General features: G+C 69.6%; 19 protein-coding genes and 1 pseudogene. 9 read left to right on the top strand and 11 right to left on the bottom strand.

What is annotated here, in order from left to right:
• Positions 1-100 precede the first annotated feature (100 nt).
• Complete coding sequence (locus tag K8625_RS00100) at positions 101-883, bottom strand: endonuclease/exonuclease/phosphatase family protein (RefSeq protein ID WP_223781486.1); 783 nt, start codon at positions 881-883, stop codon at positions 101-103.
• Between the two features lie 186 nt (positions 884-1,069).
• Between K8625_RS00100 and K8625_RS00095 the strand changes: the two genes are divergently transcribed.
• The 3 genes from K8625_RS00095 (at position 1,070) to K8625_RS00085 (ending at position 4,745) form a co-directional block, all read left to right on the top strand.
• Complete coding sequence (locus K8625_RS00095; protein WP_223747221.1) at positions 1,070-2,005, top strand: HNH endonuclease; 936 nt, start codon at positions 1,070-1,072, stop codon at positions 2,003-2,005.
• 125 nt (positions 2,006-2,130) lie between these two features.
• Positions 2,131-4,344: an RCC1 repeat-containing protein gene (locus tag K8625_RS00090; RefSeq protein ID WP_223781485.1), complete on the top strand. Its 2,214-nt coding sequence runs from the start codon at positions 2,131-2,133 to the stop codon at positions 4,342-4,344.
• 116 nt (positions 4,345-4,460) lie between these two features.
• Positions 4,461-4,745: a hypothetical protein gene (locus K8625_RS00085; protein WP_223781484.1), complete on the top strand. Its 285-nt coding sequence runs from the start codon at positions 4,461-4,463 to the stop codon at positions 4,743-4,745.
• Between the two features lie 63 nt (positions 4,746-4,808).
• Here K8625_RS00085 and K8625_RS00080 read toward each other — a convergent pair whose 3' ends face one another.
• Both K8625_RS00080 and nrfH read right to left on the bottom strand, forming a co-directional pair.
• The gene (locus tag K8625_RS00080; RefSeq protein WP_223781483.1) at positions 4,809-6,293 is read right to left on the bottom strand and encodes an ammonia-forming cytochrome c nitrite reductase subunit c552; all 1,485 of its coding nucleotides are present in this window, start codon (positions 6,291-6,293) and stop codon (positions 4,809-4,811) included.
• Positions 6,290-6,808, bottom strand: coding sequence for a cytochrome c nitrite reductase small subunit (gene nrfH / locus K8625_RS00075; protein WP_223747217.1), 519 nt, complete (start codon positions 6,806-6,808; stop codon positions 6,290-6,292). Before nrfH ends, K8625_RS00080 begins: the two co-directional genes overlap by 4 nt.
• A gap of 371 nt (positions 6,809-7,179) precedes the next feature.
• Here nrfH and K8625_RS00070 point away from each other — a divergent pair, with 371 nt between their 5' ends.
• Together K8625_RS00070 and K8625_RS00065 are read left to right on the top strand one after the other, a co-directional pair.
• Positions 7,180-9,276: a lectin gene (locus K8625_RS00070; protein ID WP_223781482.1), complete on the top strand. Its 2,097-nt coding sequence runs from the start codon at positions 7,180-7,182 to the stop codon at positions 9,274-9,276.
• A gap of 137 nt (positions 9,277-9,413) precedes the next feature.
• A complete protein-coding gene (locus K8625_RS00065) occupies positions 9,414-10,937 on the top strand; it encodes a discoidin domain-containing protein (protein WP_223781481.1) in 1,524 nt (507 codons plus the stop codon).
• Between the two features lie 74 nt (positions 10,938-11,011).
• Here K8625_RS00065 and K8625_RS00060 read toward each other — a convergent pair whose 3' ends face one another.
• On the bottom strand, positions 11,012-12,946 hold the full coding sequence (locus K8625_RS00060; protein WP_223781480.1) for an ankyrin repeat domain-containing protein: 1,935 nt from the start codon (positions 12,944-12,946) through the stop codon (positions 11,012-11,014).
• 259 nt (positions 12,947-13,205) lie between these two features.
• Here K8625_RS00060 and K8625_RS00055 point away from each other — a divergent pair, with 259 nt between their 5' ends.
• The gene (locus K8625_RS00055) at positions 13,206-14,027 is read left to right on the top strand and encodes a serine protease (RefSeq protein ID WP_223781479.1); all 822 of its coding nucleotides are present in this window, start codon (positions 13,206-13,208) and stop codon (positions 14,025-14,027) included.
• Between the two features lie 51 nt (positions 14,028-14,078).
• On the opposite strand, the gene K8625_RS00050 is transcribed toward K8625_RS00055, so the two are convergent.
• Positions 14,079-14,507, bottom strand: coding sequence for a hypothetical protein (locus K8625_RS00050; RefSeq protein ID WP_223781478.1), 429 nt, complete (start codon positions 14,505-14,507; stop codon positions 14,079-14,081).
• Between the two features lie 175 nt (positions 14,508-14,682).
• Here K8625_RS00050 and K8625_RS00045 point away from each other — a divergent pair, with 175 nt between their 5' ends.
• A complete protein-coding gene (locus K8625_RS00045) occupies positions 14,683-15,225 on the top strand; it encodes a DUF3060 domain-containing protein (RefSeq protein WP_223781477.1) in 543 nt (180 codons plus the stop codon).
• A 169-nt stretch (positions 15,226-15,394) separates the two neighbouring features.
• Positions 15,395-17,371: a DUF4157 domain-containing protein gene (locus K8625_RS00040; RefSeq protein ID WP_223781476.1), complete on the top strand. Its 1,977-nt coding sequence runs from the start codon at positions 15,395-15,397 to the stop codon at positions 17,369-17,371.
• A gap of 7 nt (positions 17,372-17,378) precedes the next feature.
• On the opposite strand, the gene K8625_RS00035 is transcribed toward K8625_RS00040, so the two are convergent.
• From K8625_RS00035 to K8625_RS00015, 5 genes are all read right to left on the bottom strand, one after another.
• A complete protein-coding gene (locus K8625_RS00035) occupies positions 17,379-18,032 on the bottom strand; it encodes a hypothetical protein (RefSeq protein ID WP_223781475.1) in 654 nt (217 codons plus the stop codon).
• 83 nt (positions 18,033-18,115) lie between these two features.
• Entirely contained in the window at positions 18,116-18,304 is a 189-nt protein-coding gene (locus tag K8625_RS00030; RefSeq protein ID WP_223781474.1) for a hypothetical protein, read from the bottom strand.
• 294 nt (positions 18,305-18,598) lie between these two features.
• Positions 18,599-19,840: a lipase family protein gene (locus K8625_RS00025; protein WP_223781473.1), complete on the bottom strand. Its 1,242-nt coding sequence runs from the start codon at positions 19,838-19,840 to the stop codon at positions 18,599-18,601.
• A 297-nt stretch (positions 19,841-20,137) separates the two neighbouring features.
• Positions 20,138-20,884 carry an RICIN domain-containing protein gene (locus K8625_RS00020; RefSeq protein WP_223781472.1) on the bottom strand — a complete coding sequence of 249 codons (747 nt, stop codon included), beginning with the start codon at positions 20,882-20,884 and terminating at the stop codon, positions 20,138-20,140.
• Positions 20,885-20,993: 109 nt separating this feature from the next.
• Positions 20,994-22,130 carry an alpha/beta hydrolase gene (locus K8625_RS00015; protein WP_223781471.1) on the bottom strand — a complete coding sequence of 379 codons (1,137 nt, stop codon included), beginning with the start codon at positions 22,128-22,130 and terminating at the stop codon, positions 20,994-20,996.
• Between the two features lie 345 nt (positions 22,131-22,475).
• On the opposite strand from K8625_RS00015, the gene K8625_RS00010 reads away from it, so the two are divergent.
• On the top strand, positions 22,476-22,826 hold the full coding sequence (locus tag K8625_RS00010; protein ID WP_223781470.1) for a hypothetical protein: 351 nt from the start codon (positions 22,476-22,478) through the stop codon (positions 22,824-22,826).
• An 848-nt stretch (positions 22,827-23,674) separates the two neighbouring features.
• On the opposite strand, the pseudogene K8625_RS00005 reads toward K8625_RS00010, so the two are convergent.
• Positions 23,675-24,100 (bottom strand): annotated as a pseudogene (locus tag K8625_RS00005) (hypothetical protein); the annotation flags it as partial.

The raw sequence follows: 24,100 nt of genomic DNA, 5'->3' as shown, positions 1-24,100 counted from the left end.
TGGAGGAGCGTGTCGTACCGGGCGCCGACGAACCCGATGCGGGGGATGTGGCGAAACCGCCCGGGCGCGTGACGAACGCTCCGCCCGGAGGGACAAACGCTCACGGAGGAAGCGTGACGGACGCGCGAACCGCGAAGTGGTCAGAGCCACCACCGTGCAGCACCTTGGCGTCCGATAACGAGAGCTGTCGTCCCAGGATGTGGTCTATCTCCACGAAGCTGGGGACCACGGACGCCGCGCCCGGCCAGGTGTCTCCACACAGCGCGTCCGGCCCATCACAGGCATGCGTGAAGCCCGCGGCGGCGAAGGTCGTCATCGCCTCCTGCGTGCGCGACTCGTTCATGTCTCCGAACAGGAGCACCGGGCCGCGCTCCTTGGCGTAGCGCTTCACCAGGGCCTCCGCCTGGTGCTTGCGGAGCGTGTCGTTCTTCCTCAGCGTCTCGAGGAGGCTGTCTTCCGGGCGATGCGAGGCCCCTGGCGGCATCAGGTGGAGACAGGCGACCTTCAGCGCCCGCCCACCGACGACCACGTCCGCTTCGAGCCCGGGCATGCGGTGTGGCTTCTGGGCAAAGCGCTCCACCCGCCGCAGCGGGTGTCGGCTGGCGAGCCCCACGCCCCAGGCCCCCTTGCGAGGCATGAGCTCGAGGTGGGGATAGTCCTTCCCCAAGCGCTTGCGGAAGGCGGCCGCGAACCCAGGCGTCAGCTCGCGCAGGCAGAGGACCTCCGGCGCCTCCTTCTCGATGACCTCCAGGGACTCGTCGATGTCCTCCGCCGGCGAGGAGTAGAGGACGTTGTATGCCATCACCCGCACCGTCGCGGGCGGCGACGGAGCGGCACCGAGGACAGCGCAGACGAGCGACACGACGTGGCTGGAGGGACTCATCCCCTCCCACCCAAGCAAACCCCAAGCCCATGGCGCCCCCCCGTGAAGCCGTGGCTGCCCGGACTCGGCGTGGCCGCGCGGCCACAGGCTCTCGAGTGGCGTCGACGCGCGCCGACACACCGCCTGGACGCCAACCTGGTAGCCTGGTCATCCCCGCCCCGGAGCCTCCCACGGCGGTGGGTGCCCATGTCCCCGGACTCCGACTGGCCCATCCGCGTCGCCGCCATCAACGCCCTGCAGGAGCGGGTGCGTCGCCATGGGGACGTGCTGCCCTGGGAGGTCATCGACGCGGGCTTCACCTACCAGGGCGAGACGCTCCACTTCGCCAACCGGGCCCGCGGCATCTTCTGGCCCCGGCAGATGCGAGAGACGGCGCTCTCCATCAAGACCACCGTGCCACGCCATGGGCGCGAGGCGCGCTACGACGACCTCCCCTCGGACGAGGGCTTCGACTATCGGTTCCAGGGGGAGGACGTCGACGGACGCGACAACCGCAGGCTCGTGCGCGCCATGGAGCTGGACGCGCCGCTCATCTATTTCTACGGAATCGAGCCCGGCCTCTACGCGCCCATCTGGCCCGTCTACATCTCCGGCGTGGACCTGGCCACGAAGTCCTTCACCGTCGCGTCCGGCCTGCCGGAAGCGCAGGTGCGAGCACCGGGGAGCTACGTGGCGGACTCGAAGCTGCTCGGCCTGGAGCGCCGCTACACCACGGTGCAGGTGAAGAAGCGCCTGCACCAGGTCGCCTTCCGACAGCACGTGCTGCGCGCCTATGAGCAGCGCTGCGCCATCTGCCGCTTCCCGCGTCGGGAGCTGCTGGACGCAGCCCACATCCTCCCGGACCGGGACGTGCGTGGCCGACCCGAGGTGCCCAACGGCCTTTCGCTGTGCAAGCTGCACCACGGTGCCTTCGACACGGACCTGCTGGGCATCCGCCCCGATGGCGTCATCGAAATCGCCCGGCGACTGATGGCCGAGCAGGACGGCCCCACGCTGGAGCACGGGCTCAAGGGCTTCGCGGGCAAGCCGCTGGGAGTCCTGCCCCTGCTCCCCGCCCAGCGCCCCCGTCCCGATTATCTGGAAGAGCGCTACGAGCGCTTCCGCCTCACGCGCGACGCCTGAAACAGAGGCATCCTCGAGGCTTGGCGCAAGGGTCCACCGCGACCACGCCTCTCTCTGACTATCCTCATTAAATAAGAAGTCCCAACCCTCGTCTCGACGCCGCTTCAATCTCACACGAGGGTCGAATGTCACATCCGTCGTCATCACGGTTGCGCGGTGTATTGGGTATCACGCTGGGACTCCTGCTGTCCGTGGGCTGTGGTCAGCAGGAGGCGGGCGTCGACCATCCGGCTGAAGGCAGACATGAGGCCGCCATCTCCCGCACGCGGCCCCGGGTCAAGCTCGCCGCGAATCGCCGCCACTCGCTCGCCATCCGCTCAGATGGAACGGTGTGGGCCGCCGGGCAGAACCTCCGCGGCCAGCTCGGCCAGCCCGGCACGGCCAGCACCGCCACGCCGGTGCAGGTCCCCGGCCTGACGTCCATCACCTCCGTGGCCACGGGCGACTACCACTCCGTGGCGCTCCGCTCGGGAGGCACCGTCTGGACCTGGGGCGATGGCTCCCATGGACAGCTGGGCACCCCTGACTTTCCCTACGGCCCCGTCGGCTTTCGCCCCACGCCCGTCCAGGTCCCGAACCTGACAGGCGTCGTGGCGGTGGCCGCCGGAGACATGCACACCCTCGCGGTGAAGGGCGATGGCACGGTGTGGGCCTGGGGCTACAACGGTGAAGGCCAGCTCGGCGACGGAGGAGTCGACAGCACCCGCTACGCCCCCGCGCCCGTCCCCGGGCTGACGAACGTCGTCGCCGTGTTCGCCCGGTACATGACCTCCTGTGCCATCCGCTCGGACAGCACGCTCTGGTGCTGGGGGAGCAACCAGTTCGGGATGATGGGCATCGGCAGCACCCAGGGCAACAGCATGGTCCCCGTGCAGGTGCCCGGCCTGACGAACGTCGTGGCCGTGAGCATCGGCCCCAGGCACACGCTGGCCGCGAAGTCGGACGGCACCGTGTGGAGCTGGGGGATGCAGGACCCGACGACCTATACGTTCCACCTCTCCCCCGTCCAGGTGGCCGGGCTCACGGGTGTCACCGACGTCTCGGCGGGCCTCGACACCTCCTTCGCCCTCAAGTCCAACGGCACGGTGTGGAGCTGGGGCGAGAACACCCAGGGCCAGCTCGGAGACGGCACCAAGCAGCGCCGCGCCACCCCGGTCCAGGTGTCGGGGCTGACGGGCGTCTCGGTGGTCGCCGGAGGCGAGACGCATGCCCTGGCGCTGCGCAGCGATGGCACCCTCTGGACCTGGGGAACCAGCCATGAGGGCGAGCGCGGTGACGGCGCCGTCACCTTGTATCCGCTCCCCGGACTCATCCCGCTCACCGAGCCCGCCCTCGCCGTCGCGGCCGGCGCCGCGCACTCCCTGCTGCTGAGCGCCCAGGGCACCGTCTGGTCCTGGGGCTCCAATGAGGCGGGGCAGCTGGGCGATGGGACCACCTCGCGCCGCGTCCTCCCAGCGCCTGTCGCGGGACTCCAGAACGTCATCGCCATCGCGGCGGCGGGCCGGACGTCCCTGGCCCTGCGCGACGACAACACGGTCTGGGCCTGGGGCGGCGGCACGCTGACGCCCACGCAGGTGCCGGGACTCCAGAACATCATCGCCATCTCGACCAGCGCCACCCACCGCCTCGCCCTGCGCGACGACTCGACAATCTTTGCCTGGGGCGACAACACCCACGGCGCCCTGGGGGATGGAACGCTCGTCTCCCGGACCACGCCCGTCCAGGTCTCCAACCTGAGCGACGTGATGAAGGTCGTCGCGGGACCTCACACGTCCTACGCCATCCGCTACGACGGGTCCGCCTGGGCCTGGGGACGCAATGATTATGGCCAGCTCGCCGACACCACGACCACCCAGCGGCTCACGCCCGTCCTGATTCCGGGGCTGAGCAATGTCCTCGCCATCGGCGGCGGCACCCACCACGGCATGGCGCTGCTGGCGGATGGGAGCGGGATGAGCTGGGGCCATGGCGCCTCCCGTGCCGGCATGGGACTGGGCAGCCCCAGCAACTACAGCCCGCGTCCCATGGTCATCCCGGGGATGCTCGAGGTGGTCACCAGCGAGGACGCGTCCGCGGCCATCACCCTCAGCGGCGAGCTGTGGACGGGCGGAAACACGCCCTGGGGTCAGGCCGGCAACGGCGCCTGGAGTGGCGGCGCGGCCCCCGTCCAGGTGTCCGGCATCACCAGCGGCGCGACGTCTCTCGCGGTGGGCGGCGAGCACATGCTGGTCGTCCAGCCGGATGGCACCGTCTGGTCCTGGGGCAGCAACTCCGACGGGCAGCTCGGCCGAGGCCAGCCGCTCGACGCCCTCATCCCCATCCCGTCCTTGCTGGACTGACGACGCGCCTCTTGCAACCGGATGACCGCAGGGTTGCGGGGGCAAGAATTCATTGAATAGCCTGCAAAAGCCAGCAATCCCCCGCTGGCCCCCACAGAGCACTCCAGGAGTCTCCCATGCGAATCACCTCGTCGCTCATCGCGGCCGTCGCCGCCCTGACGCTCTCCATCACCGGCTGTGGTGGTGGCGCGCCGAGCGAGCCCGAGCAGGCGCCCGAGGCCATCTCCAGCGAGGCGCCTTCTTCCGAGGGTGAAGTCTCGGCGATGGCCATCTGCCCGCAGAAGTGGACGTGCAACTCCACGAGCAACTACTACGGCACGCTGGAGACCTGCACCGCCGCGTGTGGCACCAACATCTGTTATCGCGACTTCGACTGCCGGGGCGCCTGCTTCTGTCCCTGAGTCGTCTCGCGCGACGTGAAGCACGGGGCGGGAAGCCCGTCCGCCCCGTGTCTCACCGACGCGTCACCGCGAGCCCTGCTGCGTCCCTTCCGCGGCCGCGGGCACCGGCTTCGGCGCACCCTGGGGCCGCGTGTCCGGCGAGGTGGAGGCCCCGCCCTCGGGGCGCAGCGCGTTCTGTCCCAGGCGCGAGAAGTTGATGGAGTTGCCCAGGATGCGCACCGCCTCCTGGTCCGCGTGGAAGCCCATCGAGTTCTCCGCCTCCACGAAGTCCAGGTAGAACTGGGCGCGCTTCTGGTAGTCCCGCGCCTTGGCCAGCGCCTCGTCGGACACGCCCGCCTTCTGGGCGTTCTGCAGGTCGTGGATGAGGTCCACCAGCGCGTCCATGGCGATGTTTCGCGTCTCGAAGGTGCGCGTCTGGATGGCCTCCGCGCGGCTGAGCAACTCCGCCTCGCTCCACTTGTGACACGTCTGGCAGGCCCGGTTGATGTTGAGCAGCGGGCTGCGCACGTGGTGGTCGCTGACCTTCATGGCGCCCTCGCGCTGATAGGGCATGTGGCAGTCCGCGCAGGCCACGCCGCTCCTGGCGTGGATGCCCTGGTTGTACATCTCGAACTCGGGGTGCTGCGCCTTGAGGACCTTCGCGCCCGTGAGCTTGTGCGTCCAGTCGGTGTGCCCGTCCTCGTCGTAGTAGGCCATGATCTGCTCGATGTGGATGCCCTTGGCCCACGGGTACGTCAGGCGCTTCTGCTTGCCCTTGAAGTAGTACTCGACGTGGCACTGCCCGCAGACGTACGTGCGCATCTCCTGGCGGGTGGCGTGCTCGTTCACCTTGAAGTCGGGCACGCCCTGGCTGGCCTTGAGCGCGGCGATGCCCTCGATGAAGCCGGGGCGCGTGACGCGCAGCTGCATCGTCGTGGGGTCATGGCAGTCGATGCAGGACACCGGGTGGTCCACGAGCTTCCGAGCCTCGGCGAAGGGCAGCTGGTTCATCTTCTCGAAGCCCTTGATGAGGTCCCCGTCGCCCAGCTTCTTGTAGGGCACGTACACGCTGCCGTGGCAGTGGATGCAGGTGCCCGGCTGCGCCGTCACGTGCTGCCGCTCGGTGAAGACCTGGTCCTCGAGCATGTGCGCGTGTCCGCGCTCCTCGCGGAAGTCGGTGGCGAAGGCGTAACCGCTCCACATCGTGACGAGGCGCGGGTCCTCCTCCAGCCGGCTCTGCGCCACCACCGAGCGCGGGTCCGCCTTCGTGGGCGTGCGCGCCACCGCCTCGCTGCCGCCGTAGCGGGTGCGCTGCTGGTCCACGGTGCGCTTGTAGCTGTCGTACTGGAGCGGGAAGTTCTTCCCCCACACGGCGGGGTCGGTGATGGTGTCGTCCAGCTCCACCACCCGGTAGAACGGATTTCGCGCCTCCTGCTTGCGCTCCATGATGTTGACCAGGAGCGCGGTGACGCCCGCCGAGGCCAGCGCGGCCGCCACGGCCACCGCCACCACCAGCCGGACGCCGCTCAACCAGCGCCGCTTCCCAGGAGCCTTCTGGGGCTCGGTCATCGTGCAATCTCCTGACGGATGAGCTCGGGGTTGCCCGAGCCTTCGGGGTGGCCCACCGAGTTGTGACAGGTGAGGCACTGGAGCTGCTCACCAGGGGCCACCTGCGCGTGGCCCGCGGGGGGCGTCTCGATGGCCTCGACAATCGAGGCGTGGCACTTGCGGCACGCGCTCTCCGTCACCACCCGGTTGCCCGGACGCAGCCGGATGGGGTCCGGGAAGGTGCCGGTGGTGAAGTAGTACGAGTGCCAGAAGCCGTTGCTCGCCTTCGTGTAGTACTTGGGAATCAAGCCCGCCGGCGTGTGACAGTCGTTGCAGGTGGCCACCGCGTGGTGGCTGCTCTTGCGCCAGCCGTCGTACTGCTCATTCATGATGTGGCAGTTGGCACACGCGGCCGGGTCGTCCCGCAGATACGACGCGCCCTTCGCGTAGACGAAGGTGAAGCCTCCCAGGCCCACCGCGACGCCGAGCGCGATGCCGAGACTCACGGCCAGGACGGTGCGGGGCGCGCAGAGCACGCCGCGCAACCTAGCAATGCCCATGCGATGCGGAAGTAGAACTTGAACAAGACTTGGACAAAAACCCCGGCCCCGGGTGACGGCCACACCCAAGGCGAAAGGAATGCGCGCTCACCGAAAAGGCGCGCAAATCCTGCGCGGCGAGGACGGTGCGACGAGGCCCTCGGGCCCGTCTGGGTTCAGCGCCGAGCCCTCGCGCGAGCTTCCGCTCCCGCCGCAAAGATGTCATCGGATTGCGAAAACCCCCGTCGAGGTGCGACAGGGGCGCGCCGCTCGTGCCTGGAGTTCAACATCCGCGGCGCACGACACCCGAAGATTGCTTGAGCCCGCACCTGGATACCGTGAAAAGACGGAAAACAAGGAGCGTGGCAATGACTCGTCGTCCGCCGCCCGTCGCAGCAAGCCGCATCATCCTCGCCGCATGTCTCACCACCCTCGCCGCCTGTGAAGCCACGCCGGAGCCAGACCGCGAGGAGCTCGGGTCGCAGTCCGCTGCGGTGACGGCGGGCACGCGGCTCATCAGCGCGCAGTCCGGCCGCTGCCTGGACGTGTCGCAGAACAGCCAGACGTCGGGCCAGGGCCTCAACATCTACGACTGCCACGGGCAGGGGAACCAGCGGTTCCTCTTCACGCCCGAGGGCGAGCTGCGCGTGTTCGACGGCGCCTGGTGCGTGCAGCCAGCCACCGCCACCGCCGGAGCGCGCGCGGTCATCAGCGCCTGCACGGGCGCGGCCGCCCAGCGCTGGGTGCGCAACGCCAACGGCACGGTGGTCCACACCGCGTCCTCGCTGTGCCTGGACGTGTCCGGCGGGGCCACCGCGAACAGCTCGCCGGTCATCGTCTGGGATTGCAACGGTCAGACGAACCAGCAGTGGAACCTGCCGGCGGACACCCAGCCGCCCACCGTGCCCACGGGGCTGGTGGTGACGAACCTGACGTGCAACACGGCCACGCTGTCGTGGGCCGAGTCCACGGACAACCAGGGCGTCGCCTTCTACGACGTCTACCACGACGGTCAGCTCATGAAGTCCGTCTCCGGCGCCGTCCTCTCCACCGGGCTGACGGTGGTCCCCGGCGCCACGTGGGGCCTGTATGTGAATGCGCGCGACGCCGCGGGCAACGTGTCGCAGGGCAGCGCCACGCTGAGCATCACCCCGCCGCCGTGCCAGGTGGACACCCAGGCCCCGAGCATCCCCACGGGCCTCACCGCCACCGCCACGGGCACCAGCGTCACGCTCAACTGGACGGCGTCCACGGACAACGTGGGCGTGAGCGCGTATGTCGTGTTCCGGGGCGGCGTGCAGGTGGCCACGGTGCCCGGCGCCCCGCCCGCGACGACCTTCGTCGACAGCGGCCTGGCCGCGAACACCGCCCATGTCTACAGCGTGCTCGCCCGGGACGCGCAGGGCAACGCGTCCGCACAGAGCACCACGGCGAGCGTGACGACGGGCCAGGCCTGCACCAACCCCGTCTGCTCCGTCACCCAGGTGGCCACGGACACGGACATCCCGTGGGGCCTGGTCAGCCTGCCGGACGGCGCGGTGCTCTACGGACGCCGGGACGCGCAGGACATCATCCGGCTGGACCCGGTGACGGGACAGAAGACGTCGGTGGGGACGGTGCCCAACGTGCAGAGCACCGACGGTGAGGGCGGGCTGATGGGCATCGTGCTCTCGCCCACCTTCGCCACGGACCGCTGGCTGTACGTCATGCACACCTCGCCCACGGACAACCGCATCGTCCGGCTGCGGTACGAGAACGGGGCGCTGAACACGGCGTCGCTCCAGGTGCTGCTGCAGGGCATCGGCCGCAACAAGTTCCACAACGGCGGGCGGCTGCGCTTCGGACCGGACGGCAAGCTCTACGCGGCCACGGGTGACGCGCAGAACGCGGCCTACGCGCAGGACCTCAACAACCTGGCGGGCAAGGTGCTGCGGCTCAACGCGGACGGCACCGTCCCGTCCGACAACCCCTTCGGCAACTACGTGTGGAGCTACGGCCACCGCAATCCCCAGGGGCTGGCGTTCGACTCGCAGGGGCGGCTGTGGGAGCAGGAGTTCGGCAACTCGGTGATGGACGAGACGAACCTCATCCAGCGCGGCGGCAACTACGGCTGGCCCAACTGCGAGGGCACCGTGTCCCAGGGGGGCTCGGGCTGCGCGACGCCCGGCTACATCGCGCCGAAGCAGACCTATACCACCGCGGCGGGCTCGTGCTCGGGCATCGCCGTGGTGCGCGACGTCCTCTACGTGGCCTGCGCCCGGGGCACCCGCCTCTACCGCGAGGTCATCAGCGGCACGGAGCTGACGAACGTGCAGCAGTTCTTCGTCGGCACCTACGGCCGGCTGCGCACCGTGGAGCCGACGCTGGACGGAAACCTCTGGCTGACCACCACCAACCAGGGTGACAAGGACAGCATCCCGAACAACAGCAACGAGCGCATCTTCCGCGTCGTGTTGGGACAGTAGGCGCGTCTCCCCCTGTCCCCGGCATCCACCGTGCCGGGGACAGGGCGGCGGCACCCCGTCCTTGCGACTTCCGCCGCGCCGGTGCGTTTGCAACACGGTGACGATTCGTCACCTCCCCCTGCTGAAAGGCCCCCCTCATGCGCTGGCATCCCCCGAGCCTCCTCGCCGCGGTCCTCTCGCTGGTCGCCCTCCCCGCCTGGGCGCAGACGACGAACGTCGCGCTCAACAAGCCCTCGACGGCGTCCTCCATCCACCCCAACGGGTATCCGACGCAGTTCGCGAACGCGAAGGCCTTCAACGGCATCCTGAACACGGAGGACCGGTGGGCCGGAGCCTCGGTGCCCTCGGCGACGACGCCCGAGTGGATTGAGGTGGACCTGCAGGCCGTCCACCGCATCGAGGGCATCACGCTGTACTCGGGCCGCGACAACACCGTGGGCCAGCAGATGCTCGACTTCGACTTCCACCACCGGCTGGCGACCACGGCCAGCTTCGAGCCCATGCCCGGTGGCGCCGTCACGAACAACACGCAGCCCACCTGGACGCTCGCCTTGGCGCAGCCGCTGGAGACGCGCTACGTGCGCCTGTCGTGCAAGCGCGCGTCGAGCGACGGCCTGTGCCGGGTGCGGGAGCTGGAGCTGCGCGGCGCGCGACTGGCCAACCAGCCCCCCACGGCCTTCGCGGGGAACGACACGGCCATCGTGCAGCCGGCCAGCTCGGTCCAGCTCCAGGGCACGGCGAGCGACACGGACGGCACCATCGCCACCTACCAGTGGCAGCAGGCCTTCGGCCCGACGCCGGCCACGCTGACGGGGGCGACGACGCGGACGGTGACGGCGAGCAACCTGACGCCGGGCTCGTACATCTTCCGGTTCACCGCCACGGACAACGGCGGGGCCGCGGTGTCGGACACGGTGAGCGTCAAGGTGCACGCGGGCACGCAGGCCGCGGACGCGCGCGCGGGGAAGATTCACGTGTGGTCGCGCGGCGGGACGTATGACACGGCGGTGTTCCTGCCCATCGAGTACGGCGCGGACCCGCTGAAGAAGTACCCGCTGGTCCTGTCGCTGCATGGCCGGGGCGGCACGACGCTCAGCTCGGACCACACGACGGTGCTCTCGAATCCGGAGGGGTTCATCCGGCAGCTCATCCCGGGCAAGGCGATTGTCACCACGTACCCGGCGGTGGTCATCGCGCCGCACGCGCCGCGCATCGGCGCGACGCCGCCGTATGACACGTACTGGAACGTGGACCTCACGCACGCGTTGGTGCTCGAGGCCATCACCCGCTTCAACATCGACCCGGACCGCGTGACGATGACGGGCCTGTCCTTCGGCGGCGCGGGGGTGAATGACCAGCTGCTCAAGTACCGGAGCACCTATGCGGGCGGGATGCCGCTGGCGTACACGTCGCCCGTGGCCAACCCGCTGTGCAGCATCGCGGACTTCCCGCTGTGGGCCGCGGGCAACTCGGGCGACGGGACGTTCAACGCGTGGAAGTGGACCAACCCCACCGACGGCGTGCTGACGCAGCTGCGCCAGTGCCCCAACTACACCGGGGAGATTCAGGTCACGGTGACGCCGGGCACCACCCACAGCGGCTGGGATGAGTTCTGGAGCCGCCCGGATGCCCAGACGTGGCTGGTGAGTCAGGTGCGCTGACGGCCCGGGCCCGTGCGTCCACATGGACCCACGGGCCCGTCACGGCTGGAACCGCGCTGCGCAGGCGCGCCCGACTACAGCCGGACGACACCGGTCTTGCTCAGCAGGTCGAACAGCTTCTCCCGGTCCAGCGTCCTGCCCTTGAAGGCCTTCGGGACGAACACCTTCTTGAGCGCCGCGTCCGAGGCGTCGAACCCACCATTCGCGTAGTGGTGCTCCGCCTTCACCTTCGCCTGCACGTCGTGGTCATCCGCGATGACCACCTCGGCCTTCAACACGCCGCCGACCCGGAGCGAGGTGTCGTTGCCGTGGCCCCAGACGACCTGGGCCTCCACGTCCTTGCCGACGATGACCTCGCCGTCCGTGTCCAACCCGCTGACGCGCAGCGTGCCTCCCACCGCGAGCAGTCCCTCCAGGCCCGCGTTGCGCAGCACCCCGTTCACCGTCAGGTCCCCCGTCACCAGCAGGGGCGCGTCCAGGTGCACGTCGCCCTTCACCACCAGGTTCCCCCGGACGAAGCGCGGCGCCTGGGTGAAGACAGGCGTCTTCTCCTCGGCGGGGAGCACGTCCCGCGCGAGCTCCACCAGGGCCATGACCGTCCAGGGGAACTCGCCCCGGAGCGCGGCCGCGAGCTCATCCCACGACGTGGCACCCTGCAGCTCCAGCCCCTTCAGGACCTGCTCGATGGCGTCCACGTCCTCGCCCTCGTAGTACCAGGACGCGAGCACCGCCTTGCGCCGACGCTCCAGCGCCTCCAGCAGGGGGCGCACATCCAGGGCGCCCTTCTTGCCCTTGGGCGCCTTGGCGCCCAGCAATTGTGCGAGGGCCGCGTGCTTGTGCTCCAGCGCCTCCTGCACCGGCGTCTGTCCGCTGGAGTTCTTCAGCGTGACGTCCGCGCCGGCCGCGAGCAGGACCTCGATGACGGGCCCACGCTCCTTGAAGCGCGCGTGCTGATGCAGCGGCGTCCAGCCCTTGCCCGCGTTGGGGTTGGCCCCGGCGTCGATGAGCGCCTTCGCCACCTGCGCCGTCCGGGCCTCGAAGAGCGCGGTGCGCCCCGAGCCGTCGAGCGCATCCACGGGCACGCCTCCCTTCGCGAGCGGGCCGATGCAGGCCACGCTGCCGTGCTCCGCGGCGGCATGGAGGGGCGTGGACTTGTCTCCATCGACAGCATCCGTGGAGGCCCCCAGGCGCAGCAGCTCCTTCACCAGCCCGGCGTCATCCACCATCGCGGCGAGGTGCAGCACGCCCTGCTTGCGGGAGTCCTTCGCCTCCAGGTCCGCGCCCAATGCGAGCAGCGCCAGCACCCGGCCCGTGCGACTGTTGCCCACGAAGCCCGGGCCGAAGAACGGCTGGGCGTCGAGCCCCGCCGCGAGCAGCAGTCCCTTGTCGAGCGCCTTGCCCTTCTTCTTCGCGGGCTTCTGCTTGCGCAGCCACGTGTGGAAGCCCTCGTCGGAGAAGGCGCCCTCCAGGCCCTGGAAGTTGAGCGGGTCGTCGTCGTCCGTCACGCCCTGTGCGGACATGCCGGGGTTCTCCTCCAGCAGGGAGAGCAGCTCGCGGTAGCCCTGCTCCTTCTTGCCCTGGGTGAGCGCGCGCCAGGCCTGGAGCCCACGGCGTCCGCGCTGCTGGTCCGGCAGGGGCCGCAGGCGCTCGGATTCGTCGAGCGCGGCCTCCACCTCGTCAAGCTGGGCGACAGTCGGAGTGCCTCGCACCACGTCCTCGGCCCACTGACTCAGGGCCAACGCGCGGGCCTTCTGCGCGAGCGTCAGCTTGCCACCGGGCTTCGTGCCCCGGGTCAGCGCGAGGATGCGGTCCCGCAGTGCCCAGTGCTCGGCCTTCACCTCGAGCGCCCAGCGATGGGGCTCCATGCGCCGGGTCGCGTCCAGCGACCAGCTCAAGGAGTGGAGCGCCAGCAGATGCTCGGGGTCCTCCGCCACCACCTGACGCAGCAGGACCACCGCCTGGTCGAGCTGCGGCGGCATCTCGTCCAGCAGCGCATCCGCTTTCTTCATCAGCGCAGCGACATCCACCTTCTTCGGTTCCCGGGCACGCGACATGGTCCCGAAAACTGCCACGCACCCGAGGAGCCGGCGCGAAAATCGCACCGGGTCTCGACACCATCGCAATCCGAGAATTCTCTCGGTTCAAGATGCGATGGAAGGCACGAGCCAGGGGCGTCGAGGCAGGTACGCTGCGGGTGTGACGCCCCACACACCCCAGGCCACGCCGTTGTCGCACGCCGCTCCCCTCCCACAGCCCCTTCCAGGAACAATGCTCCGCAAACATCCCGCGCTCTGGGCAGTGCTCGCCGCATCGACCGCTGGCTGTTCCATCCTCGGCGCGTACCCGTATCCGGATGAATCGCATCCAACCACGCCCTCCTCCGCCAGGCAGCAGCAGTCGCCGGTGACACAGCTCTCCAGACCCCTGGAAGCCGTGTGTCATCTGACGACCCGGCGGCGGAGCATCAAGAAGCTGTGGATCGGCGACGTCTACTCGAATGGGAGCGCCGCGCTGGCCCAGGGTCGATACCTCATCACGGCGGCGCACAACGTCTACGACTATCCCCTGGGGTGGCTCGACCACGTGGACGTCAGCTGCAACCAGAAGACGGCCACGGCGCAGACGGTCATCGCGAGCTTGAATCGGGAACACATCCAGCAGCGGGTCTCCGCGCCAGGCTACGCATGGCGCCTGCATGGCTCGGAGCGGAAGTTCGAGTTCGACTTCGCGTTCATCGACCTGGGGACGAGCGTCGTGAGTGATGACCCGTTCCTGGTGGACCCGCAGGTCGTGCCCCGCGTCGGCGAAGCGCTCTTCCTCGGAGGGTATCCCGGCGGCGACATCTCCGATGCGCACACGCTCCACCTGGGCAGCGGCGTCGTCGTCGGCATCGACAACAACCTCATGACGTACGACATCGAAACGGCCACCGGGAACAGCGGAGGCCCTGTCTGGGTGACACGCGAAGGCAAGCACTACCTCGTCGGCGTGCATGTCTCGGATGGCAGAGCAAGGCTCTTCAATGCGAGCTTCTTCACCGCGTGGAACACGTTCCTGAAGTCCGCGGAGGAGAGTCCCGGCACGCACTGAGCCGATTCTCCTCGGCCCCTTTGACATCCAACATCGGCCCCCGGCGCACCGTCACGAGCCCCAGACACGCTGCTCCATCAACCGCCCGTCCGGCCCCCGCTCCAGGCGCACGCCACAGGCGTCCCGGGGCCCCAGGTGGCTCGCCGCGTACACCTGGGTCCCACCGCGGTACAGCGCGACCTCGAGCACGCCCACCTCGGTCGCCAGCGGAGAGAACACGGACGAGCACCGCAGCGCGCGGTGGCGCAGGTAGCTCCACACATCCCGCCGCACGAAGCCGGCGTCGGTCAGGAACCAGGCCGCGAGCAGCGGCACCGTCACCGTGGCCCCTTCGAGGTCCTCGTCGCGCGCGATGGGCCCCCACAGCACCACCCAGGCCCCCCGAGGACGACGCTGCTCGTCACGGGACGACCACTCCGCCACGAGTCGCCGGACCGCCTGCTCGATGAGCCACCGACCTGAGGAGTCCGCATCCGTCATGGGCGCCCGTGAAAGCACGATTCGGACACCGCCGCCATGCCCCCTGCCGCTGCGGGTGCCCAGATGAAGGGCCACTGCAATCCAGGGGCTGGCGCCCGAGGCATCGCGCGGATTTTGAATCTCCGCGCCGCCGGTGCGTACATTGCGCGTGCATCCACACAAGAGGTCCACCGCAATGCGCAACCCATTCAAGTCGAAGGCCTTCGTCGTCATCGCATGTGTGCTCGGGTCGATGTCCGCCAGCGCCCAGGACGAGGACGAGGCCGCGTCGGTCAAGGTCGGCAAGGACGGCAACGTCCGGGTGAAGGCGCCGGGCGCCACCATCGAGGCTCGCGACGGCTCGGCCCGGGTTCGCGGCGGGGGCGTCGACATCCAGGCCAACGGCGCCGCGGCGCGTGACGACGACGACGCGGCGGAGACGACGTCCCAGAGCGAGGGCTCGCTCGAGCTGGTCGACTCCGACCGCACCGTGAAGCACGACTGCGGCGAAGGCGGCAAGGTGGAGATCGTCGGCTCCAGCAACCAGGTCATCCTGACCGGGACCTGCGAGTACATCGAGGTGACGGGCAGCGAGAACAAGGTCAGCGCCCACACCGTGCGCCGCATCGAGACGACGGGCAGCGACAACAACGTCGTCTGGAAGCAGGGCCCGCAGAAGGGCAAGAAGCCGCGCATCAGCAACACCGGCACCAACAACCGCATCTCCCAGGCGCGCTGAGCCGGAACGTCGCGCCGAGGTGGGGCGGTCAGCCCTCCGCCCCCCTTTCGGGTACAATGTCCCCGCAGGTCCGACGAGGGGGACGTCCATGGGCTCGTTGCACTCCGCGACTCGCGCAGCCACGCCCGCACCGGCGCCGAAGGCCACGCCTCCACGTGTGACCCGGGCGGTGGCCGCACAGCCCTCCGCAGCGCCCACCTCGGACGTCTCCCCGGGTGAGTCCGCCGACAGGGCTCCTCGCTTCGACATCGGCACCGTCGCGCTGTACCCGCCCGCCCGCGCCTTGCGTCCCATGCCCGGCGGCGCGACGACCCGGCCGCTGGGGAGGGTGCAGGCCCCCAGCGCTCCCGTCAGGCCGGGGCCGGCGCTGGGCGCCATCCCGACCTCCGTCGCGGCCACGGTGGGCACGTTCGGAACGAACCTGCTCCGCGCCGCGCTGACGCCCCGCGCGCCCGTGGGTGACGCCTCCCCCTCCCTGTCCCGACTCGCGGGTGGCAACCCTGTCCCCGCCTGGCTCCGGGCGCCGTTCGAGCAGTCCTACGGCTACGACCTGTCACCGGTCCGCCTGCACACCGGCCCCGGCGCGAGACAAGCGGCCAGGTCCGTGGGCGCCGCGGCCTTCACGCTGGGCGACCACATCGTCCTGGGAGGCGACGTCGACGTCGCGAGCGGCGCGGGGCGACACATCCTGGGGCACGAGCTGGCGCACACCGTCCAGGCGCGGCTCGGGGGTGGCCGGGGCCGCATCAGCGAGCCCTCCTGGCCCTCCGAGCGCGAGGCCGAGCGCGCCACCCGCGCGGCCCTCATCCAGTCACCCTACGAGCTGACCGAGGGCGCCGGAGAGGACCTGCACCGCATCGCGCCGTGGCTCGTGCTGGCGGGCATCGGATTGGTGGCGGGCGTCGTCACGTGGGCCACCTCCGACAGCACCGAGGAGAACCAGCGGCGCCACGCGGAGGGCGCCCCGGACCCCTCCAGGAGCCTCTGGGCGCTCGTGCCCGTCTACGGCTCGGTCCAGCAGATTCGGGAGGCGGAGTCGTTCTTCCAGCGCGCCCTGGGCACCGGCTTCCTGATGGTCGACTTCGCCACGCTGGGCGCCGCGGGCGTCGCGGGCCGGGCGCTCATCCGCGTTCCGGTCTCCGTCTACCGCACCGCCGTGGCCCGGCGCGCCGCGGGCGAGCTGGTCGTTCGCGAGGGCGGCGAAATCCTCACGGAGGCGATGGCGCGCGAGACGGCGGCGGCCTTCGGTCGCGAGGGCGGCGCGGTCTTCGCCACGCGGGCGGCCGCGGCCACCGAGCTGGAGCGAGCCCTGGGACGCGGCGCCATGGTCGCGGTGACGGAAGGCGGGCTGAATCACGCCGTCATCTACGCCCGCAACGCCGCGGGGCAGATCATGAAGCTCCACGGCGGTCCGCTGCGCGTGCTCTTCCAGGAGGTGCCCCAGGCCCTGACGCCCCAGCTGGCGGAGAGCGTCGCGCGGAGAGCCAACGCCTACGTGGTCATCGAGGCCGCGGAGGCCGCCGTCACCATCGAGCAGGCGGTCGCCGTCGCCCAGCGTGGAGGCAATGCCATCCTTCGCTGGCTGCGCGGCACGCCCACGAGTTGCGGCATCATGCAGGGCGCGATCCTGGAGGCCACGGGGCTCCCGGCGCAGACGCTCGCGAGGCTCCTGCCCTCGGGCGGGGCCGCGGCGCGGCTGCTCCCCATCACCCTGCTCGAGCACATGGCGGGCAACGCCGGCCTGCGCTTCGTCGAGGGCGGCATGGCCCGCATCATCGGCGGCACGCTCCTGCAGGGCGGCCTGTCCGCGTTCGGCGGCGGCGTGGGCGTGGTCACCTCCACGCTGATGCGGGTGTTCACCGGCCTGCTGACGCCCGAGCCCGAGGCCACGTCCACGCCGGCCCGTCGCCCCAGGACGGCGAGCACGGCGCGACGCACGCCCGAGAGTGATGCCTTCGCCCGCACCATCATCGAGCGATGGGGACGCACCCTCCTGGGACCGGCGAGCATGGTCAGCGCCTCGCTCCCGGACATCATCCCCGGCTGGATTCTGCGCACCCAGGAGTTCAGACAGTCGTTGCTGCTCTCCCTGGTGGCCGAGGGCATGACACCCGAGACCGCCATCGCCGTGATTTCCGGAGCCTGAGCCGAGGTCACCCGGACGACGTGCCCCGCTCCTGCCGCCACACGCAGACCTGGCACACGCCGGCGATGAGCAGCAGTCCCCACGTGCACCGAGGCTCGCGCGTCGCGGCGAGCACCACCACCGACAGGCCCAGCATCCATGGCACCCAGAGGGATTCCCCCTCCCGATAGCGCACGTACACGCGCGCGGGGAACACCAGCAGGAGGCACGGCAGGGCGAACGACAGCCAGTCCCCGGAAGGCGCGCGGAGCATGAGCCACAGCGACAGCGCCGTGAACGCGCTCCACTCCGCCAGGACGAGGCCCGTGCGTCGCGCCAGCACCCTCCGCGCTCCGCGCCACGCCAGGAAGGCCCGCGCCTGCGCGACGGACGGGCCTGGAGACGCAGCCTCCTCCGCCGAGGGCGGGGGCATCGCGGCCTCCTGGAGCAACCGCGAGCGTCGGGAGTGGACCTGCGCGCCGAGCGCCACGAGCCCCAGGGCGCCGACGCCCACGATGACACCCCAGTCCCAGGCCGATGGGGCCCGAGCCTCCGGGGCGACACGTGGGCCCTCGGGTCGAGGCGAGGACACATCCAGCCGGGTCGCGATGACGTGAGCCATCATCGCGGCCAGGGCGACGAAGACGCCGAGGATGATGGGGACCTCGCGAGGCGCTGCCATGACGACAGTGCAGGGAAGACCGGGCCGCATGTCAATGGCCCGGTTGACTCACCTGCCCGAGGGCCTGGACCGAGGGGCTCGGCTCAATCGCCGCAGGTGCCGAACTCCGAATCCCAGACGCATCCCTTGATGCGGCAGAGGGACTCGCTCGTGATGTTCGCACAGATGATTTCCGCGGAGGTCGACTCCTCGGGGGATGCCGCCGGCGCCTCCGTGCGCCCGGTCCAGCCAGACAGGGTCAGGAACGCAGCCAAAGCCATGAAGCCTCGCATGGTCACCTCTCCTCGTGGACTCATGGACAGCCATGAGTCCAAGCAGCGTCTTCCTTTCAGCCACCCCAAGTCAAACACACACATGATGCGACCACCGCCGTCAGAAAAATCCACCCTGCGGCGAGGCGCATCCCCACAGAGGCACCTCCTCTGGAGCCCACGAGGCGCGTCTGTCCGCGGCAGGTCGCGCCCCGACCTCCACGCGAAGCGCTCTGGATTCAGCCGACGTGGGGTGAGTCCCGAGGAGGGTCTTGAGGCTTCCACCCTGGCGTGGTGTGTGCGCGTGGGTTCCCGCTAGGGCGTCACGGATGACAGCTCGGTGAGGACCTGGCACGAGCTCAGGACATCGGGAGGAGCGCTTCCTCCGAAGCGCTGGGTCAGCCAGGCCACGGTGCCAGGGATGTCATCGCCCAACACGCCGAAGTGGTCCGCCACCGGGCACCCCACGTACTCCACCGAGGCCCGACGCGCGATGAGCTCGTTGCGGACGACCCACGTCTGCGCCGGATTCACGCGCGCATCCAGGCGCCCCTGCACCAGGCGCACCGGCACTCCGATGCTCAGATACCCCGGATGCATCGCCCGCAGCTGCGCGAGCAACGGCGGCCAGTTCGCGGTCTCGCTCATCACATTGCCCTTGGGGATGAAGCTCCCCCAGGAGTCCGTCAGGCTCAGCTCGGTGCGGCACTTCGTGTCGACCTCCGCGTACAGCTTCAGGGCCTGCGGCTTGAGCAGCTGCTCCAGCTTCACTCCGTCGGGGTCTCCCTCCGCGGCCCCGGTGAGGAAGAGTGGAATGAACGCGGCGTCCGGCGAGGCCTCCGCGACCTGCACCGCGAGCGGGAACGTCAGGTGCATCGCGGACCCTGGCGCATAGGCCAGCGCGCCCACCAGCTCCAGGTCCTTGCCTCGCAGCCGCTCCGGGGCCTCGGCCGCGGAGAACAGCGCGGCCTGTCCTCCCTGGGAATGGCCCACGATGGCGTACTTCTTCGACAGCTTGCCCGGGTACAGCTTGTGCGCCGCCACCACGCTGTCGAGCACGCCTCGTGCCTGCGAGCGTCCCAGCAGGTACGGGTGCCGCCCCTCCGTGCCGAGCCCCTCGTAGTCGGTCATCACCACGGCCCACTTCATCTCGCCCAGGAAGTAGTTCAGCAACCGCTGCGGCGCCTGATTGTACCAATGGGCGCTCGAGCCCAGCACATCGCGCGATGGCGCGCACTTGTCGGCCACGCCCACCGTCCCGTGTGCCCAGGCAATCACCGGCCATCCACCTTCCGGCGGTTCTCCCTTTGGGAGCGCGATGATTCCGGACACGGCGATGGGCCGGTCCCCCTTCACCGCATCCGAGCGGTACAGCACGCGCACGTTGCTCCCCGCCTGCTCCAACGCGGCGAAGCCCGTGAGCGGCTCGTGTCGGAGGACATCGCCCTGAGAGGAGGTCGGGAGCGAGTCAGGCGTGCGGTAGAACGGAGGGAGCTCGTCCTGCTGCGGCTGGGGCGACCCGCGAGAGCACGCGAAGACGAGGACGGCCAGGGACACGAGGGACACAGCGCACCTGCGCGAGACAGGCATGACGACTCCCAGGAGAGTGCCGCGCGCGCGGGAGCTGGACGAAGGTGTCGGCGTGGGCGTCCAGTCTCGAAGAGCGAGCCAACGGCTCACAAGCCCGACACGGAGCCTCGGGCGGGAGCACTGCGCGCCGCGAGCCGCCGTCGTGAACCAGCCGACACGCGCCTGCCCTCGCGGGCCACGTCCGTCAAGGCGGCTCCAGCAACGGCGAAGGCGGCACCCTGTTCGAGCAGTGCCGCCACGGTCCCACGGATTCAGGTGGGCGACTCAGAGGTCCACGTGCCACAGCTGGTTGTCGGCCGCCTTGCGATGCATCGGGTAGACGATGAGCCGACCCGCGCCATCCTTCCTGGCGCCCTCGATATCCAGCACGAAGCCATTGAGGGCGCTCTGGATGTAGTAGGTGCCGCGGGCGCGACCGGGCACGAGCTTCCATACCTGGTTGGGGCTGCCGTGGGCTTCCCACATGATGACCCGGGTTCCCGGCGCCTTGTTCGCGCCATCGATGTCGAGCACGAGTCCGTTGAGCTTGCTGCGGATGAGGTAGCCGCCGCGGGTCGGCACCAGCTCCCACTGCTGGTTGTCGTTGCCCTCGCGGTGGGACTTCGCGGGGTGGGCGATGAGTCCGGCGCCGAGCGAGCGGTTGTTGCCCTCGATGTCGAGCACGAGCCCCGCGAGCTTGCTGCGGATGAAGGTGGTGCGCTGGTGGCGCGGCTCATCGCGGTCGTGACCATGGCCCCGGCCCGGCGGCGGGGGCGGAGGAGTCGGGCGGGCCTCGCCCTGGCACCAACCGGCGTGGCTGCAGGTGCGCGCGCCGTCGCACTCCGAGGAACTGTGGCAGCGGTTGGGACCGGGGCGGTTGCGAGACTCGTCCCAGCGGTAATCCGGCCCGGGACCCGCCGCCGCCGTCATGGGCAGGAGCAGCAGCGCGAGCGCCATCCATCCCCTGCCCTTCGCGGACGACCGGTTTTCACGCGCACGAACACCCTCGGAGCCACCGCGAACCGCCAACATGGGACCTCTCCTTGTCTGGAATCACCGCGGCGGGGCCGCTCTCGCTGTCCCGCTCACCGTGTGCTCTTCATGACGGGGGGCCGGGGATTTCATTCACGCCCGGCCCGCGTCACTCGACGGGCACGTACTTCTGGAGGAAATATCCCACCCGCCCCCGGCCGAGCTGTCGGCCGAAGCCGCCGTCCCAGATGTCGAAGCCGTGCTCGGCGTACGGGAGCGTGAAGAGCGCGTGGGGTACTGCGTACTGCGCGAGCCGGGCGGCCATCGCCTGGGAGGCCTCGGGCGGCACGACGCTGTCGGCACCACCGTGGAGCAGGAGCGTGGGAGGAGCGCGTGGACCGATGTGGTGGATGGGAGAGAGCAGCTCGTACAGCTCGCGGTGTCCGTCCAGCGGTGCACCGGTGAAGCCCTCGAGCGTGTCGGCGTTGATGGCTGCGTGAGCCACCAGGTCACCCGGCGCGTAGAAGCTGATGATGGCCGCGACGGACGTATCTCCAGTGGAGCCACAGGAGGACGGGAGGCGGGAATCGCCCGCGGAGTACCCCGCCAGCATCGCGAGGTGCCCACCCGCGGACTCACCGAACAGGACGAGCCGGGACGGGTCGATGCCGTAGGTCTCCGCGTGGTCCTTGACCCAGCGGATGCCGCACTTGACGTCTCCCGGAGCGGTCATGCCGGTGGCGGGAGGGAAGAGCCGGTAGTCGAGGGCGATGAGGACGTAGCCCTTCGCGGTGAAGAAGTCGGCCCAGGCGCGGGCATACGCGCGCTCGCCGCCGCGCCAACCGCCACCGTGGAAGTAGAGCACCGCCGTGCGTGGAGTGGATGGAGCGCCTGGGGGAAGGAAGATGTCGGCGTGCAGTTCGCGCCCCGCGGCTTCGGCGAAGCGAACCGTCTGACTCGGGAGGGGGCGAGCAGCGACGAGAGGACGGAGATACGCGCGGAGGTCGAGCGGGAGGTCGTTCGCACGGGCCATCCGCCAGGCGGAGACAGCGGGCCATGCCGCGAGGACTCCGACGAGCAGCGCGGACGTGGGGGTCGCCCAGCGCAGCCACTTCCACACGTCCACGTGAGCGCACCAGACGGCCACCAGCGCGGTGAGGAGCGCGGGGACCAGCATCACCAGGCTGTACTCGCGCAAGATGCCCTTGAGCAGATGGACGAGCGTGGGCACTCCGGCGGGAGCGAAGAAGACGGCGGCGAGCAGCACGCAGCCCAGGATGTGAAGTAGCGCCAGGACGGTCGGCATGGAGTTCGGAGTGCCCTGGACGGTACGCGTCCGGCACCGGTCGCGCCATGCCCCACGACACCGTGGCGCTTGAAGATGGCGCCCATCGCCGCCGACTGACATCTTCACGGGATGGACGCGAGTGCCCGCGAGTATCTCGCGATTCAGACGTTCTACGGACAGCGTCGCGCTCGACGCTCCGGCGTACCGTACATGCACCACATCGACGAAGGGCTGTGGGTGCTACGTGCCCTGGGCGCGAGCGACCGGGCTCAACGCGCGTACTGCCTGCATCCCCTGGTGCAGGACGATGACGAACGCGCAGCAGCCTGGGCCCGAGCGCTCGCCACAGGAGCGGACCTCTCCTTGCCGCCGGTCGATGGCGTGAGTGACGACCCGCGAGTCCTCGCGCTCGCGCTGGACTACCGGGAGACGGCCAACGCGGCCCTGTCCCCTCGACCGGACTTGATGGGGCCCGAAGACATCGCGCTCAGCACGGAGCCCGAGGTCAACGACATGCTCCGCGCCGACAAGGTCCAGAACTACAAGGACTTCCTTCGACATCACCGGGGAGTACATCCCCGGTCCGTCGAATTGGAGCGCTACTTCCAGGCATGGCTCGCGCGCCTCGATGTGTCTTCGGACCAGGTCACCCACTGGCACGCGGAACTGGACCGTCTCCACCCCGCCAGGCACTCAGGCTGGATGCCCTCGTGAGTTCCGACCTGGCGGGGCAATATCCAGCGCAAGTTCAACGTCGACGCGCCTGAGCGACAAGCGTGTGCCCGAGAGCGGAGCACCAGTCTTCGTGGCGCCGCTGCCATCCCGAGTGCTTGCGCATCAGATTTCCTGGATGCGTCAGATGCACGATCGAGAGCGGCCGCCCCCATGGCTCCAGCTCAACGGCCGCCCCATAGAGAAGCTTCTGAGCATCTCGTATCGACGTCAGTCCTCGAACGAACGCGGCTGCCTCGGTGCCGAGCGTCAGCAAGAGCCTCAGCGCTGGGTTCCCGAGAACCTCTGCGAGTCGGTCGAGATTACCCGGTAGCTCCCGGGAGCGCGCCAGGAGCTCATCTGGCGCAGGCCGTGGCTCCACGGCAGTCCGCCTCCCTGTCTCTGCCTCGTAGCGCGCGACGTTGTCCGCCATCGAGCGGCCGCGCTTCCCAGTCACCGTGGTGGACAGGTAGTAGGGCCAGAGGTCCGTGATGAGGACGGAGCTCCGATTGAGACCGAGCGGCGCGAGGTAGCGCGCATCCAGGTCCCTTCCGGAGCGAGAGACAGGCTCGAAAGAGGTCCGCTCGACCTGAGTCGGAAGGTTGCACACCAGCCCATCATGTTCCCACCTGGAGAGCTTCGTCGCGGCGGGGTACACGCCAAGAATGGCGACCGCGGCGTCCGCCGGGCCCGACGCGTCCGTGCGTACGAGGTCTCCACCCAGGGGGAGGCTGCCTCGTCTATCAGGAAGCAACTCCCGCCAATGCGGCACCGCGTACTCCCAATCCGGCCTCTACGACAGGCAGCAAACCCGGGGGATTGTACCCGTCGCGTGGGCATGGAGCCGAAGTTCAACGTACCGAAGGCTCGGGTTCCGGGGCCGCACCACGAACCAGCCCAATCACCTGCGCGGCGAAGTGAACCCGGTCCGTCTTCACGATGTTGAAACGGCCTCGATGGCCCCAGAGCGTCTCTGGGTTGTCCGCATGGATTTCGCAGTTCCAAGTCCCGTCGGGCTTGGTGGCGATTCTCACGCGCTTCATGGTGTATGCCCGCTGGTCGATGTAGTCATTGGCCGCCAGCACATAGATGCCATCGTTCTCGATGATGCCCGGCAACGAGGAGTTGGATGGGGGCTCCGAGATATCAACCGGATCCAGATAGACCCCGTCCAGGAACCTGAGGGTCGTGTCCCTATAAGTGTGTAGTCGGCGAGCAGGGACGAGCGGGAAAGAGGGAAGCTCCTCGGTGAAACCAACCGAGACGGTCTCCCCCTG

Source organism: Myxococcus sp. AS-1-15 (assembly GCF_020037055.1).
In the GTDB taxonomy this organism is placed as follows: Bacteria; Myxococcota; Myxococcia; order Myxococcales; family Myxococcaceae; genus Myxococcus; species Myxococcus fulvus.
The sequence above is the reverse complement of the archived record's forward strand: the minus strand, read 5'-3'. Positions and strand labels throughout refer to the sequence as shown.

Excerpts from the sequence above, each read along its gene's own strand:
- K8625_RS00100 (WP_223781486.1), bottom strand. The coding sequence starts at position 883 with ATGAGTCCCTCCAGCCACGTCGTGTCGCTCGTCTGCGCTGTCCTCGGT.
- K8625_RS00095 (WP_223747221.1), top strand. The coding sequence starts at position 1,070 with ATGTCCCCGGACTCCGACTGGCCCATCCGCGTCGCCGCCATCAACGCC.
- K8625_RS00090 (WP_223781485.1), top strand. The coding sequence starts at position 2,131 with ATGTCACATCCGTCGTCATCACGGTTGCGCGGTGTATTGGGTATCACG.
- K8625_RS00085 (WP_223781484.1), top strand. The coding sequence starts at position 4,461 with ATGCGAATCACCTCGTCGCTCATCGCGGCCGTCGCCGCCCTGACGCTC.
- K8625_RS00080 (WP_223781483.1), bottom strand. The coding sequence starts at position 6,293 with ATGACCGAGCCCCAGAAGGCTCCTGGGAAGCGGCGCTGGTTGAGCGGC.
- K8625_RS00070 (WP_223781482.1), top strand. The coding sequence starts at position 7,180 with ATGACTCGTCGTCCGCCGCCCGTCGCAGCAAGCCGCATCATCCTCGCC.
- K8625_RS00065 (WP_223781481.1), top strand. The coding sequence starts at position 9,414 with ATGCGCTGGCATCCCCCGAGCCTCCTCGCCGCGGTCCTCTCGCTGGTC.
- K8625_RS00060 (WP_223781480.1), bottom strand. The coding sequence starts at position 12,946 with ATGAAGAAAGCGGATGCGCTGCTGGACGAGATGCCGCCGCAGCTCGAC.
- K8625_RS00055 (WP_223781479.1), top strand. The coding sequence starts at position 13,206 with ATGCTCCGCAAACATCCCGCGCTCTGGGCAGTGCTCGCCGCATCGACC.
- K8625_RS00050 (WP_223781478.1), bottom strand. The coding sequence starts at position 14,507 with ATGACGGATGCGGACTCCTCAGGTCGGTGGCTCATCGAGCAGGCGGTC.
- K8625_RS00045 (WP_223781477.1), top strand. The coding sequence starts at position 14,683 with ATGCGCAACCCATTCAAGTCGAAGGCCTTCGTCGTCATCGCATGTGTG.
- K8625_RS00035 (WP_223781475.1), bottom strand. The coding sequence starts at position 18,032 with ATGGCAGCGCCTCGCGAGGTCCCCATCATCCTCGGCGTCTTCGTCGCC.
- K8625_RS00030 (WP_223781474.1), bottom strand. The coding sequence starts at position 18,304 with ATGCGAGGCTTCATGGCTTTGGCTGCGTTCCTGACCCTGTCTGGCTGG.
- K8625_RS00020 (WP_223781472.1), bottom strand. The coding sequence starts at position 20,884 with ATGTTGGCGGTTCGCGGTGGCTCCGAGGGTGTTCGTGCGCGTGAAAAC.
- K8625_RS00015 (WP_223781471.1), bottom strand. The coding sequence starts at position 22,130 with ATGCCGACCGTCCTGGCGCTACTTCACATCCTGGGCTGCGTGCTGCTC.